The sequence below is a fragment of the Methylobacterium sp. 37f genome, assembly GCF_023093475.1.
Classification (GTDB): Bacteria; Pseudomonadota; Alphaproteobacteria; order Rhizobiales; family Beijerinckiaceae; genus Methylobacterium.
This window is the reverse complement of the sequence record NZ_JAGHKN010000038.1, coordinates 32,815-47,323: the sequence shown is the minus strand read 5'-3', so window position 1 is coordinate 47,323 and position 14,509 is coordinate 32,815. Positions and strand designations below refer to the sequence as shown.

Here is a 14,509-nt window from a genome sequence, read left to right as displayed (position 1 = left end):
TGGTGGGCGCCAGGGCATCCAGCACCGGGGCCGTGGGAGGCGTGGTGTCCCCGTTGCCCGGCGTGGCGGTGACCACGAGGGTGACCGGGGTGGAGCCCGCCCCCACATTGCCGGCCGCATCGGCGGCGGTACCCGTCAGGACGTTGTTCCCGTCCGCCAGCGGGATGGTCGGCGTGAAGGTGAAGCGTCCGTCGGTCCCGGCGAGCGCCGTGCCGAGCACGGTGCCGTTGTCGGAGATGGTGACGGTGGCGCCGGCCTCGGCCGTACCCGTGATGGTCGGGGTGGTGTCGGTGGTCGGCGCCAGGGCGTCGAACACCGGTGCGCCCGGCGGCGTGAGGTCGATGACCAGGGGTGTCGCTGCGGAGGCGGGCGAGGCGTTGCCTGCCGCATCCACGGCGACCGCCGTGAGGCTGGCCGTGCCCTCGGGCAGAGCGGCCGGTGTCAGGCTGAAGCTGCCATCGGCAGCGGCCACGGTCGAGCCGATCTGGGTCGTGCCGTTCGAGACGATGACGGTCGCCCCCGGCTCGGCCGTACCGGTGATGGTCGGAGTGGTGTCGTTGGTGGGCGCCACGAAGGCGGTGATGCTTGGAGCGTTCGGCGCAACGCTGTCGATGGTCAGAGCGACCGCAGCAGAGGGCGCCGAGACGTTACCGGCGAGATCGCGTGCGGTGACGGTGATGCTGTTGGTGCCCTGAGCCAGGTCGGCGACTGGGGTGTAGCTGAACACGCCGTTCGCGCCGGCGGTGGCGGTGCCCAGAACGGTGCCGTTGTCCGAGAGAGTGACGGTCGAACCCGCCTCGGCCGTGCCCGTGATGGTCGGGGTGGCGTCGGTGGTGAGGCCGGCCGCGGTGGTGATCACCGGTGCGCCGGGAGCGACGCTGTCGATGGTGAGAACCACGGCGGTCGACGGTGCCGAGACGTTGCCGGCGAGATCCTGCGCCGTGACGGTGATGCTGCTGGCACCCTGAGCCAGATCGGCGGCCGGGGTGAAGCTGAAGACGCCGTTCGTATCGGCGACGGTGGTGCCCAGCACGATGCCGTTATCCGAGATGATGACGGCCGAACCGGCCTCGGCCGTGCCCGTGATGGTCGGGGTGGCGTCGTTGGTGAGGCCGGGTGCGATGGTGAGGGTTGGCGCAGCGGGGGCGAGGCTGTCGATGGTGAGAGCGACAGCGGCCGAAGGCGCCGAGACGTTGCCGGCGAGATCCTGTGCGGTGACGGTGACGCTGTTGGCGCCCTGAACAAGGTTGGCGGCCGGGGTGAAGTTGAACGCGCCGCTGGTGTCGGCGACGGCGGTGCCCAGAACAATGCCGTTGTCCGAGATGGTCACTGTCGAACCGGCTTCGGCCGTGCCCGTGATGGTCGGGGTGGCGTCGTTGGTGAGACCGGCTGCGCTTGTGATGACCGGTGCGTCGGGGGCGAGGCTGTCGATGGTGAGAGCCACGGCAGCCGAGGGCGTGGAGACGTTGCCGGCCGGACCCCGTGCGGTGGCGGTCAGGAGGTTGCTGCCTTCCGTGAGCGGGGTGGCGGGGGTGAAGCTGAACACGCCGTTCGCGCCGGCCAGCGCCGTCCCCAGCAAAATGCCATTGTCCGAGATGGTCACCGTCGAGCCGGCCTCGGCCGTGCCCGTGATGGTCGGAGTGGCGTCGTTGATGAGGCCGGCCGGGGTGGTGATCACCGGTGCGCCGGGAGCGACGCTGTCGATGGTGAGAGCTACGGCGGAGGACGGTGCCGAGATGTTGCCGGCGAGATCCTGAGCCGTGACGGTGACGCTGCTGGCACCCTGAGCCAGATCGGTGGCGGGCGTGAAGCTGAAGACGCCGTTCGTGTCGGCGACGGTGGTGCCCAGCACGATGCCGTTGTCCGAGATGGTGACGGTCGAACCGGCCTCGGCCGTGCCCGTGATGGTCGGGGTGGCGTCGTTGGTGAGGCCGGCGACGGTTGTGATGACCGGTGCGTCGGGGGCGAGGCTGTCGATGGTGAGCGCCACGGCACCAGAGGCTGCCGAGACGTTGCCGGCGAGATCCCGTGCGGTGACGGTGAAGCTGTTGGCACCCTGAGCCAGATCGGTGGCCGGGGTGAAGCTGAACGCGCCGTTCGTGTCGGCCAGGGCGGTGCCCAGCACGATGCCGTTGTCCGAGATGGTCACCGTCGAACCGACCTCGGCCGTGCCCGTGATGGTCGGGGTGGCGTCGTTGGTCAGGCCGGGCGCTGTGGTGAGGGTTGGCGCATCAGGCGCAACGCTGTCGATGGTGAGCGCCACGGCGACAGAGGTTGGCGACACGTTGCCGACGAGATCCTGCGCGGTGGCGGTCAGGACGTTGCTGCCTGCCGTGAGTGGGATGGTGGGTGTGAAGCTGAAGCCCCCGTTCATGCCAGCGACGGCCGTGCCGATCAGGATGCCGTTGTCCAAGAGGGTGACGGTGGCACCGGCCTCTGCCGTGCCCGTGATGGTTGGGGTCGTGTCGTTCGTGGGGCCTGCAAACGCTGTGATGCTCGGAGCGAGAGGAGCCACCGTGTCGACCAGCACCGTCACGGGTGCAGCCGGCGAGGCGGGGCCGCCGGGGGGCGCTGCCGTGACCTCCAGCGCATTGGTGCCGTCCGCCAGCGGAACCGTGAGAGTCACGCTGAAGAGACCGCCGATATCAGCGGTGCCGGAGCCGACCGTGTTGCCGTTGCTGGTGATCGTGATCAGGTCGCCAGCCAGGGCCGTACCGGTGATGACGGGCGTGTTGTCGTTGGTCGGCGCCACGTAGTTGACGAGGGGGGCGCCGAGCACCCTCGTGTCGATGACGACCGGCGTCACGACCGAGGGAGCCGACAGATTGCCGGCGCCATCCTGCGCCGTGGCGGTGAGGTTGGCAGGTCCGTTCGGCAGAGGCACCGTCGGAGTCAGGCTGAAGCTGCCATCGGCGGCGGCGATGACGGTACCCAGCACGAGTGCGTCGCTGCGGACCGTGACAGTCGCCCCTGCCTCGGCCGTGCCCGTGATGGTCGGGGTGGCGTCGGCAATGGTGCCTGCAAAGGCGGTGATGGTCGGCGCACCGGGCGCAACGCTGTCGATGGTCAGAGCCACGGCAGTAGAGGGCGCCGAGACGTTGCCGGCGAGATCGCGCGCGGTGACGGTGACGGTGTTGACACCCTGGGCCAGGTCTGTGGCCGGGGTGAAGCTGAAGAGCCCGTTCGTGTCAGCCACGGCGGTGCCCAGCACGGTGCCGTTATCCGAGATGGTGACGGTGGAACCAGCCTCGGCCGTGCCCGTGATGGTCGGGGTGGCGTCGGGGGTGAGACCGGCCGCTGTGGTGATCACCGGTACGCCGGGGGTGAGGCTGTCGATGGTGAGAGCGACGGCGGCGGAGGCTGCCGAGACGTTGCCGGCGAGATCGCGGGCGGTCACGGTGACGGTGTTGACACCCTGGGCCAGGTCTGCGGCCGGAGTGAAGCTGAAGATGCCGTTCGGTCCAGCCACGGCCGTGCCGAGCACGGTCCCGTTGTTCGAGATGGTGATGGTGGCGCCGGCCTCGGCCGTGCCGGTGATGGTCGGGGTGGCGTCGTTGGTGAGGCCGGGCGCGATGGTGATCACCGGCGCACCGGGGGCGAGGCTGTCGATGGTGAGAGCCACGGCGGCAGAAGGCACCGAGACGTTGCCGGCGAGATCCCGCGCGGTCACGGTCAGAACGTTGCTACCCTGGACCAGATCGGCCGCCGGGGTGAAGCTGAAGACGCCGTTCGTGTCGGCCACGGCCGTGCCGAGCACGATGCCGTTATCCGAGATGGTGACGGTGGCGCCGGCCTCCGCCGTGCCCGTGATGGTCGGAGTGGCGTCGGGGGTGAGACCGGGCGCTGTGATGATGGTTGGCGCGCCGGGGGCGAGGCTGTCGACGGTCAGAGTCACGGCGGCAGAGGGTGCCGAGACGTTGCCGGCAAGATCGCGCGCGGTCACGGTCAGAAGGTTGGGACCCTGGACCAGATCGGCCGCCGGGGTGAAGCTGAAGAGGCCGTTGGGTCCGGCCACGGCGGTGCCCAGCACGGTGCCGTTGTCCGAGATGGTGACGGTCGAACCCGCCTCGGCGGTGCCCGTGATAGTCGGGGTGGCGTCGGGGGTGAGGCCGGCCGGAGTGATGATGGTTGGCGCGCCGGGGGTGAGGCTGTCGACGGTCAGAGCCACGGTGGCAGAGGGTGCCGAGACGTTGCCGGCGAGATCGCGCGCGGTCACGGTCAGGACGTTGTTACCCTGGACCAGGTCAGTGGCCGGGGTGAAGCTGAAGACGCCGTTGGGTCCGGCCACGGCGGTGCCCAGCACGGTGCCGTTGTTCGAGATGGTCACCGTCGAACCGGCCTCGGCCGTGCCGGTGATGGTCGGGGTGGCATCGTTGGTGAGGCCGGCTGCGGTGGTGATCACCGGCGCACCGGGGGCGAGGCTGTCGATGGTCAGAGCCACGGCAGCCGAGGGCGCCGAAATGCTGCCGGCGAGATCGCGTGCCGTGACGGTGATGCTGTTGGCACCCTGGGCCAGATTGGCCGCCGGGGTGAAGCTGAACACGCCGTTCGTGTCAGCGACGGCGGTGCCCAGAACGGTGCCGTTGTTGGAGATGGTGACGGTGGCGCCGACCTCGGCCGTACCCGTGATGGTCGGGGTGGCGTCGTTGGTAAGTCCTGCGGGCGTTGTGATGACCGGTGCGCCGGGGGCGACGCTGTCGATGATGAGAGCGACGGCGGCCGAGGGCGCCGAAACGTTGCCGGCAAGATCGCGCGCGGTGACGGTGAAGCTGTTGGCGCCCTGGACCAGATTGGCGCCCGGGGTGAAGCTGAACACGCCGTTCGTTCCGGCCACGGCGGTGCCGAGCACGATGCCGTTGTCCGAGATGGTGACGGTGGCGCCGGCTTCGGCCGTACCCGTGATGGTCGGGGTGGCGTCGTTGGTGAGGCCGGCGGCGGTGGTGATCACCGGGGCGCCGGGGGCGACACTATCGATGGTGAGAGCGACAGCGGCAGAGGGCGCCGAGATGTTGCCGGCGAGATCGCGGGCGGTCACGGTCAGGACGTTGCTACCCTGACCCAGGTTGGCGCCCGGGGTGAAGCTGAACACGCCGTTCGGTCCGGCCACGGCGGTGCCGAGCACGGTGCCGTTATCCGAGATGGTCACCGTCGAACCGGCCTCGGCCGTGCCCGTGATGGTCGGGGTGGCGTCGTTGGTGATCCCTGCTGGCGTTGTGATCACCGGTGCGCCGGGGGCGACGCTGTCGATGATGAGAGCGACGGCGGCGGAGGCTGCCGAGACGTTGCCGGCGAGATCGCGCGCGGTGACGGTGAAGCTGTTGGCACCCTGAACAAGGTCGGCGCCCGGGGTGAAGCTGAACACGCCGTTCGGTCCCGCCACGGCGGTGCCGAGCACGATGCCGTTGTCCGAGATGGTGACGGTGGCGCCGGCCTCGGCCGTGCCCGTGATGGTCGGGGTGGCGTCCGTGGTGAGCCCTGCTGCCGTTGTGATGACCGGTGCGCCGGGGGCGACGCTGTCGATGGTGAGAGCGACAGCGGCAGAGGGCGCCGAGATGTTGCCGGCGAGATCGCGGGCGGTCACGGTCAGGACGTTGCTACCCTGACCCAGGTCGGCGCCCGGGGTGAAGCTGAACGCGCCGTTCGGTCCGGCCACGGCGGTGCCGAGCACGATGCCGTTGTCCGAGATGGTGACGGTGGCACCGGCCTCGGCCGTGCCCGTGATGGTCGGGGTGGCGTCGGTGGTGAGGCCGGCGGCGGTGGTGATCACCGGTACGCCGGGGGCAACGCTGTCGATGGTGAGAATGACGGCGGTGGATGATGCCGAGACGTTGCCGGCGAGATCGCGTGCGGTCGCGGTGAAGCTGTTGGCACCCTGAGCCAGGTTGGTGGTTGGGGTGAAGCTGAACACGCCGTTCGGTCCAGCGACGACCGAGTCCAGCACCGTGCCGTTGATCGAGATGGTGACGGTCGAACCCGCCTCGGCCGTGCCTACGATGGTCGGGGTGGCGTCGTTGGTGAGCCCAGCTGCGGTTGTGATGGTTGGCGTACCGGGCGCAACCGTATCGATCGTCAAGGCAACATCGTCGATTCCAAAACCGAGCTGTCCAAGTGAAACATCTAGAACGCTCCCTCTGAACACCCTGACTTCAGTCAGATTTTGCCATGCGGAGCTGAACTGATACCGAGTCTCCCCCAGGAGCAGGCCGAGACTGACCAGGTCTCCGGACGCAGCCGAAACAACCTCGACGCCGTTTCTGTATCCGACGAAGACGACACCGGATAAAACACTCAAATCTGCTCTGATCGACAAAGCATTTAAATCGAATAACGTCCCGGTTTGGCGCGAGATCGACAGATAGCCCGAGATCGATCCGGTTTTCAGGCTCGCATCCGGCTCCAAAAATTCGCGGTTGACGGCAAGTGTTCCCGTTGTGGCTCCAGAGGCATTCCGCTGAGCATAAACAAATCCATCGATCGTCAGCGAGCTGCCTGATCTGCCGGAGGATGCTTCAAACGTTTGGGTGCTTGCCATAGCTGTTCTCTCTAGGTGCGCCCGCGGATCCACATCCAACGGCTGGTTACACTTCAGACTGGACATGCCTGACGAGGACGCGGTGTTGTTCCCGTCGGTCATTGACAAATATCAACCTACATACGAACAGTTCTCACGCAAGTATGTGTCGGCAGAGCCCGGGTGCGAAAACGACCGGCAGCAGCGGTTCTCGCTTTGCAAGCTTAATGACTGCCTAATGAACCCGATAACGGCAGAAATTCGATCGGATTTCCGGAAGTTTCCCCGATTCGGACAAGAAAATTTAGGATATTTTTAAGAGCCTGAAGATCGTCTTAGGTGATGTGAGGCGCGCAACCAGCCCGAACGACACCCGACGCGTGGTTCGAACTTAGCGTAAAAGGCGAAAAGCTTCGCCTTACGGCTGATCAGCTTAGAGCAAACAGGCGAACTCCGATGCGACTTCATCAGAATGCGGAGCTGAGAACGGCCCTTCTCCGCTGCCGGCGCGCGTTCTTCGGCGTCGGCGTCATGAGCGGCATCATCAACATCCTGTACCTGACGGGATCGTTCTTCATGCTCGAGGTCTACGACCGGGTCATCCCGGCCCGCTCGATCCCGACGCTCGTCGGGCTCGGCCTGCTGACGCTGACACTGTTTCTGTTCCAGGGGCTCATCGAGACCATCCGGGCGCGGGTCCTGGCCCGGATCGGCAGCTCGCTGGACGAGGCTTTGTCCGGGCGGGTCTTCGACATGGTGGTGCGCCATCCTCTCGAGGCACCGGCCGGCGGAGACGGACTCCTGCCGTTGCGAGACCTCGATCAGATCCGGAATTTCTTTTCGAGCCTCGGACCGACGGCGATCTTCGATCTGCCTTGGATGCCGATCTACCTTGGGATCTGCTTCCTGTTCCATCCGCTGATCGGCATCGCGGGCTTGGCCGGCGCTCTCGTCCTGGCGGCGCTGACCCTGCTGACCGAACTCCTGACCCGCCGGCCCCAGCGTGAAGCCACCCAGCATGGGGCGAGCCGTAACGCCCTCTCCGAGGCCGGGCGCCAGAACGCGGAGGTGCTTCGGGCCATGGGCATGCAGAAGGAGTTCGCGCAGATCTGGAACGCGGAGAATAACGCGTACATGCGGCGTCAGCGGCGCGTCGCCGACATCGCGGCGGGTCTCGGGACCACCTCGAAGATCTTCCGCATGGTGCTGCAATCCGCGGTGCTGGCGCTCGGGGCCTACCTGGTCATTCAGGGGCAGGCCACGGGCGGCATCATCATCGCCTCATCCATCCTCGTCTCGCGGGCGCTGGCACCGGCCGAGATCGCGATCGCCAACTGGAAGGGCTTTGTTGCGGCCCGGCAAGGCTGGGTGCGCCTGCACGACATGCTCGCGCGCTTCACCCCGGACAAACCGGCCCTCGCTCTGCCGGCTCCCGTCAGGTCCCTGACGGTCGAGAACGCATCGATCCTGCCGCCGGGCGGAACGCGTGCGATCGTCTCCGACGTCAGCTTCGGCCTCAAGGCGGGCGAGGGCGTCGGCATCATCGGGCCGAGTGCATCCGGCAAATCCACCCTGGCGCGGGCGCTCGTCGGCGTCTGGACGCCGATGCGTGGGGCGATCCGTCTCGACGGCGCCACCCTCGATCAGCGGTCCGGCGGCAGTCTCGGCCGCCACGTCGGCTACCTCCCTCAGGACGTCGAGCTCTTCGCCGGCACCATCGCGTCGAACATCGCGCGGCTGGCGCCGGACCCGAATGCCGAAGCCGTCGTTGCGGCCAGCCGGAGCGCCGGCGTGCACGAGCTGATCCTTCGGCTGCCCGAGGGATATGAGACCCGCATCGGCCCCGGCGGGGCGGGGCTCTCGGCAGGGCAGCGCCAGCGGATCGGCCTCGCGCGCGCACTCTACGGCGATCCTTTCCTGGTCGTTCTCGACGAACCGAACGCCAACCTCGACGAGGCCGGGGAAGCGGCACTCACGCAGGCGCTCCTCGGCGTGCGCATGCGCGGCGGCATCGTCGTCGTCGTCGCTCATCACCCCAGCGTCCTGGCCGCCGTCGATCTCGTGCTGGTCATGGAAGAGGGGCGGGCACGCGCCTTCGGCCGCAAGAACGAGGTGCTGAAGACGAATCTTCGCCCGACAGCTTTTCCCAACGTGCGCGCTCCGAAACGCACCATCACCGCAACCGCGAATCCGGCCGAGACGAACCTGAAGGCTTCCGCATGACCCCGAGCAGCATGACTCTGAACGGCGTGACGGCTGGGTCGCTGCCGACGCGCGGCGCTGGTCCCCGGCACTCCGAGGCCGACCAGTCGATCGGCCGGCACTTGACCGTGGTCTCCGGCATCATCGCCGTCCTCGTCTTCGGCATCGGCGGATGGGCGACACTGACCGAGATCCACGGGGCTGTGGTGAGCCCGGGGCAGCTCGTCGTCGAGAGCGACGTCAAGAAGGTCCAGCACCCGACAGGCGGTGTTGTGAGCGAGATTCATGTCCGAGACGGCATGCGGGTCTCCCTCGGGGATGTCCTGATCACGCTGGACGAGACCCAGATCCGCGCCAACCTCGACATCATCCTGAAGGCCATGGACGAATTGACGGCCCGGCGTGCCCGCAACGAGGCGGAGCGCGATGGCCTGACGACGATCGATTTTCCCGACGCGCTGACACGGCGCAGGCGCGAGGAGCCAGCCGTCGCGCAATTGATCGATGGAGAGCGCCGCCTCTTCGAAACGCGCCGATCCGGCCGGGAAGGCCAGAAGGCCCAGCTACAACAACGTATCCTGCAGATCCGCCAGGAAATCACCGGTCTCGCCGAGCAAGCCGCCGCCAAGGCCCGCGAGATCGCCCTCATCGGAGACGAACTCGTCGGTGTGCGCGAGCTGTGGGCGCGGAATCTCGTGGCCGTTTCGCGGGTGACGGCTCTGGAGCGCGATGCGGCTCGCTTGGGCGGTGAGCGCGGGCAACTGGTTGCCGCCCAAGCGCAGGCGAACGGCAAGATTACGGAGACCGAGCTGCAGATCCTTCAGATCGATCAGGACATGCGGAGCGAGACGGGCAAGGAACTTGCCGATATCCGCGGCCGCTGGTCCGAGTTGTCGGAGAAACGCGTCGCCGCCCTCGACCAGTTGAAGCGCACGAATCTGCGTGCGCCTCAGGACGGCGTTGTGCACCAGATGACCGTTCACACGGTGGGTGGCCTGGTCGTCCCGGGCGAGCCCGCGATGCTGATCGTGCCCGATGCGGACACGCTCGCCGTCGAGATGCGCATCCAGCCCCAAGATATCGACAGCATCCACCTCGACCAGAAAGCCGTGCTGCGCTTCGCCGCCTTCAATCAGCGCGTGACACCGGAGATCGGCGGAATGGTCAGTCGCATCTCCGCGGATGTCAGCCAGGACACGAAGACCGGCCTGAGCTACTACACGGCCCGGATTCGTGTGCCCGACACGGAACGGGATCGCCTGGGCAAGGCACGGCTCGTACCCGGCATGCCGGTCGAGAGCTTCATCCAGACCGGAGAACGTTCCGTCCTATCCTACCTCGTCAAACCTCTGACGGACCAGATCGCGAAGGCCTGGCGGGAGCGCTGAACAACCCGTTGCGATGCAGGCCCGAAGGCTTCGTCCTCCAGGCGCGAACGGGACATCACCGGCTTCCCGGTCGCGCCCACGAGCCGCCTTGGACGGCCATGCCGATCATCGTTCCGGTTATTTTCCCGCCTCGATCTCGCATATCACGCGGGCAAGCTCGGAGAGCAGGTACCGGGCGCGCGGGTCCTTGATCTTGTCGAAATGCTCGTTGAACAGAATCCCCTCAGGCGTCGGTGAGGCTTGGCCTCGACGGGCCTCCTTGTCAGGCAAGGCCTCTCCGCTGCGCGTATCGTAGAAGTAGTTCACGTCTACGTTCAGGGCTTGCGCGATTCGCTGAAGCTTGTCTGCTGCGATCCTGCTGCGTCCACTCTCGTATTTCTGGATTTGCTGGAACGTTACACCCAGGCTCTCGCCGAGATTGGCCTGGCTGAGCCCGACCGAGCGGCGCAGTGACTTGATGCGATTGCCGATCGTGTCTGCGCTACTGTCTTTATCTGCGTCTGACATCGTGTGTTACTCGAAAGAAGTCTGGATCACCGAGAGGGGCGCCAGCACGACAAAGTCACGTCGTGCCGTTTGACTGCGCTCATGACACGGATCGTCATCTCGTGCGCGCGACAAGCCCGCGCAATATCGAAGTCCTGGACATGAGTACGAGCGCCCACCGGCGCTGCGACCTGACCGTTCTCGTTCGAACGGCCAGGGTGCGGCGCCGGCGGACCGATCCCACCAAGGACGTGGCGGGGATCGCGCGCCACTTGTGTGCCATCGTCTGCTTATCAATGAATCATGAACACAAGCTTGGGGCAATGTCACAACGCCGTGACGTGGATCGCGCGAATCCTCGATTCATGACTCTCCCGCCGCTTGCTGACCAGGATAGCCGGCCGAGGTGGGGCGTTGCATGCGGCCCGCTCAGGACGGCACCCCCACACGAACAGCGTCGAGACATCGCCGGCGATGCGACGGGGTCGCGATGCGCATTGAGGCGATGAGCAGTCCGGTGCGGTCATGTGTGAACATTGTGACGATGAAAGTCGCGCCGTGGCCAGCAAGGGACGAGCGCGGATTTCGGGCCGATCCGCCCGATCAGGCATCGAGCAGAGATCGCCGCTCGCAGGATACAGGGCAGTGCGTCCTCTCAGGCTGCTGGTCGTGTCCGACTCCGACCGGCCGCATCATGCCCTTGATGACACTCGGCGGCATCGGTTTGCCGAAGATGAAGCCCTGGACTTCGGAGCAGCCTTCGCGTCGGACCCAGTCCAGTTGCGCCTGCGTCTCGACACCTTCGGCGGTGATGGTTGCGCCGAGGTGCTTGCCCAGGCCCACCACGGCACGGACGATGGCTCCAGACGTCGACGCGCAGGCATCCTGGATGAACGACCGATCAATCTTGATCTTGTCGAACGGGAACTGACAGAGGTAGCTGAGCGAGGAGTAGCCGGTCCCGAAATCGTCGATCGCCAGCCGGACACCGATCCTGCGGAGCCGATGCAGGCAGGCGATGACCCTCTCGGCGTCTTTCACAAGCACGCTTTCGGTGATCTCCAGCTCGAGGCGCTCCGGCGCGAGACCGGACCGGACCAGGGCGTCGAGGACGTGCTGGTGGAAGTCGATGTGCTGGATCTGAACCGCAGAGACGTTGACGCCGACGCGAAGATCGGAGGGCCACGATGCTGCTTCCTGACAGGCATCGCGCAGCGCCCAGGCTCCGAGCTCGACGATCAGGCCGGTCTCCTCGGCGAGCGGAATGAAATCGGCCGGCGAGATCATCCCCTTTGCCGCGTGCGGCCAGCGCAGCAGAGCCTCGAAACCGCGGACCGTATCGCTCGCAAGGTCAATGATCGGCTGGTAGTGCAGCGCGAAACCGCCGTTGCGGACGGTGTCCTTCAAGTCGATCTCGAGCAGATTACGGGACGCAACCGCCATATCCATCCCTGCCTCGTAGAAGCGGCACGTGTGACGACCCGCCTCCTTGGCCCGGTACAGCGCAATGTCCGCGTTCTTGAACAGGAGGTCGGCACGATCCCCGTCGTCCAATCCGATGGCGACACCGATGCTGACACCCACATTCGTCAGGTGCCCGTCGATATCCACGGGCTCGCCCACGACCTCGATGAGACGCTGCGCGGCCGCTCCCACGCCGTGCGGATGGCTTCGACCCAGCAGGATGATCGCAAACTCATCGCCTCCGAGACGCGCCACGATGTCGCCCGGCTGAAGTGAGCGCCGCATGCGGTCGGCCAGGGTACACAACAGGGCGTCGCCGGCCGGATGCCCGAAGGTGTCGTTGACCGTCTTGAAGCGATCGAGGTCGCAGCAGAGAACGGCGACCGCGGTCCCTTGCCGCTGCGCATGGACGAGTTCTTGGGTCAGCCGTTCCTGGAACTGCCGGCGGTTGGGCAGGCCCGTCAGGGCATCATGCCGGGCCATATGCTCGATCTGTGCCTCGGCGCGCTTTCGCTCCGTCGCATCCACGACCGTGCCCTCGAAGCAGGATGGGCATCCTTCGGCATCGCGGACCAGCCACGCGGTTTCGGAGACCCAAATCGGTCGGCCGGTCGCGTGACCCGTGACCTCGGAGACAAAGTCATCGACCCTGCCATGCGTCAGCAGAAGGCGCATGAACGCGTGCGTCCGGTCGCCGTCGACGTACCAGTCATGGGTGAAGCCGGTGCCGGGCGCCGTCGCGCACGCCGAGTCACCGTATCCGTGAAGTTTCGCGAGAGCCTGGTTCGCCCGAACGAGCGTGCCATCGAGATTCGCACGATAGACGCCGACCACGGCGTTCTGGAAGAGCGTCTGGTACTCGGCCTCGGCGAGGCGAAGGGCCGCCTCGCGCCGCCTTCGCTCCGTGATGTCGGTGAAGGTCCGAACCAGTCCGCCTGTCGGCAAGGGCACCGATCGCACCTCGATCGAGGTGCCGTTCGGGCGTTCCCGCTCATAGGTGACGGCCGCGGTTCCCAGGGCGGCGCTCTCCAGCAGGTGTCGGAGTTCGCCATTGACCTTGCGGAACTCGCCGCGGTCAATCTGATGCTGCTGCAGGAGATCGAACCGGGCCCCCTCGTGGAGCAGCCCCTCCGAAACGCCGAGCAGATCCCGGGCCTTCTGGTTGTGCACAAGGACGCGATTGTCCGCACCGACCATCAGGATGCCCTGGTCCATGTTCTCCAGCGTCACACGAAGAAGCGTGCTGACTCCGCGCAACTGCTCCTCGGATCGCACGAGATCGGTGATGTCGACACAGACGCCGAGGAGAGCGACGACCGCACCGGTTTCATCGTGTTGCGGCAATCCGCGCGAGATGACGGTCCGGACCGTGCCGTCCGCCCTGACGAGGCGGCGCTGCCGGTCGAAGGGTCGAAGGACCATCCCGTTGCCCCCAGCATTCCTGGGATCGAAGGCCGCAAACATGTCGCGGTGTTCGTCGGGATGCAGGACATGAAGGAGGTCATCGAGAGTCAGCTCGCCGTCGGACACATCCTGTCCCACGAGCCTGCCCATGCTGGGCGACCACGTCGCCTTTCCGGATTTCAGATTGTACTGCCAATACCCGATGCCCCCGACCTGCTCGACGAGAAGCTGGTAATCCGCTGCTTCCCGCAGCTTGGCTTGTGCCGATTGCAGCGTCTCCAGATCCCGTCCGATCTGGTTTCGGGCCTCGTGCAGGCGCAGATGGGCAACCACGATGTTCGCAAGATCCTGAAACTGCCTGACCTGCTCGGGGGAAAAGGACCGCCGCTGGGAATCCATGAGACACAGGGTTCCGACGCGAATTCCCTGATGCAGAATGAGGGGCGCTCCGGCATAGAACCGGATGCCGAGCGGACCCGTGACCAGAGGGTTTTCCGCGAATCGAGGATCGGCCAGTGCATCCTCGATAATGAGGGCATCATCCGAAAGGATCGCATAGTTGCAGAATGCGATGTTCCGCGGCGTCTCCTTGACGTCGATCCCGCACCGAGCCTTGAACCACTGACGATTCTTATCCACCAGCGAGACGAAGGCGATCGGGGCCGAGAATAAAGCCTGTGCCGTGCGACACACGGCATCGAAATGTGTTTCGTCAGGCGTATCGAGCACCTTGAGATCGCGCAGGACTGCAAGCCGTTCGGACTCATTCTCCAATAACGGATACATTCAGTGCCTTATTGGACAGCTTGACCGCCCGTGTGCGGTTTCTGGCAGGAGATGACATTCCCAGGATCAAGCCACACCGGTTAACGATCCATGCCTCTTCGCCCTTGAAATTCAACCATCAGGCGATTTATTCTAATTTAAGAATCGGCGCTGCCTTGGGGGATGCGACCGGCGCCAAGCCCGAGGATTTTGACGTGAGACAAGCGCGGATGCTCCCCGGAACAGCAGATTGATGGCGGTCCCCGCCGCACCGCCTGAAGTCCGGTGC

General features: G+C 66.1%; 6 protein-coding genes. 3 read left to right on the top strand and 3 right to left on the bottom strand.

Features of this window, described 5'->3' with window-relative positions:
* Window positions 1-6,073 (bottom strand): Ig-like domain-containing protein (locus J7U37_RS20320; RefSeq protein ID WP_247636886.1); only part of this gene is annotated, 6,073 nt, incomplete at its 3' end.
* Between the two features lie 894 nt (window positions 6,074-6,967).
* Here J7U37_RS20320 and J7U37_RS20315 point away from each other — a divergent pair.
* Both J7U37_RS20315 and J7U37_RS20310 read left to right on the top strand, forming a co-directional pair.
* The gene (locus J7U37_RS20315) at window positions 6,968-8,734 is read left to right on the top strand and encodes a type I secretion system permease/ATPase (RefSeq protein ID WP_056488253.1); all 1,767 of its coding nucleotides are present in this window, start codon (window positions 6,968-6,970) and stop codon (window positions 8,732-8,734) included.
* Between the two features lie 11 nt (window positions 8,735-8,745).
* On the top strand, window positions 8,746-10,101 hold the full coding sequence (locus J7U37_RS20310) for an HlyD family type I secretion periplasmic adaptor subunit (RefSeq protein WP_247636888.1): 1,356 nt from the start codon (window positions 8,746-8,748) through the stop codon (window positions 10,099-10,101).
* Window positions 10,102-10,218: 117 nt separating this feature from the next.
* On the opposite strand, the gene J7U37_RS20305 is transcribed toward J7U37_RS20310, so the two are convergent.
* Window positions 10,219-10,608: a helix-turn-helix domain-containing protein gene (locus J7U37_RS20305; RefSeq protein ID WP_247636885.1), complete on the bottom strand. Its 390-nt coding sequence runs from the start codon at window positions 10,606-10,608 to the stop codon at window positions 10,219-10,221.
* A gap of 582 nt (window positions 10,609-11,190) precedes the next feature.
* Window positions 11,191-13,266, bottom strand: a complete 2,076-nt coding sequence (locus J7U37_RS20300) for an EAL domain-containing protein (RefSeq protein WP_247636884.1) — start codon at window positions 13,264-13,266, stop codon at window positions 11,191-11,193.
* Here J7U37_RS20300 and J7U37_RS20295 point away from each other — a divergent pair.
* Window positions 13,216-14,127 carry a hypothetical protein gene (locus J7U37_RS20295; RefSeq protein ID WP_247636883.1) on the top strand — a complete coding sequence of 304 codons (912 nt, stop codon included), beginning with the start codon at window positions 13,216-13,218 and terminating at the stop codon, window positions 14,125-14,127. The genes J7U37_RS20300 and J7U37_RS20295 overlap by 51 nt on opposite strands.
* Window positions 14,128-14,509: the final 382 nt, after the last annotated feature.

Excerpts from the sequence above, each read along its gene's own strand:
- J7U37_RS20310 (WP_247636888.1), top strand. The coding sequence starts at position 8,746 with ATGACTCTGAACGGCGTGACGGCTGGGTCGCTGCCGACGCGCGGCGCT.
- J7U37_RS20300 (WP_247636884.1), bottom strand. The coding sequence starts at position 13,266 with ATGGACCAGGGCATCCTGATGGTCGGTGCGGACAATCGCGTCCTTGTG.
- J7U37_RS20305 (WP_247636885.1), bottom strand. The coding sequence starts at position 10,608 with ATGTCAGACGCAGATAAAGACAGTAGCGCAGACACGATCGGCAATCGC.
- J7U37_RS20315 (WP_056488253.1), top strand. The coding sequence starts at position 6,968 with ATGCGACTTCATCAGAATGCGGAGCTGAGAACGGCCCTTCTCCGCTGC.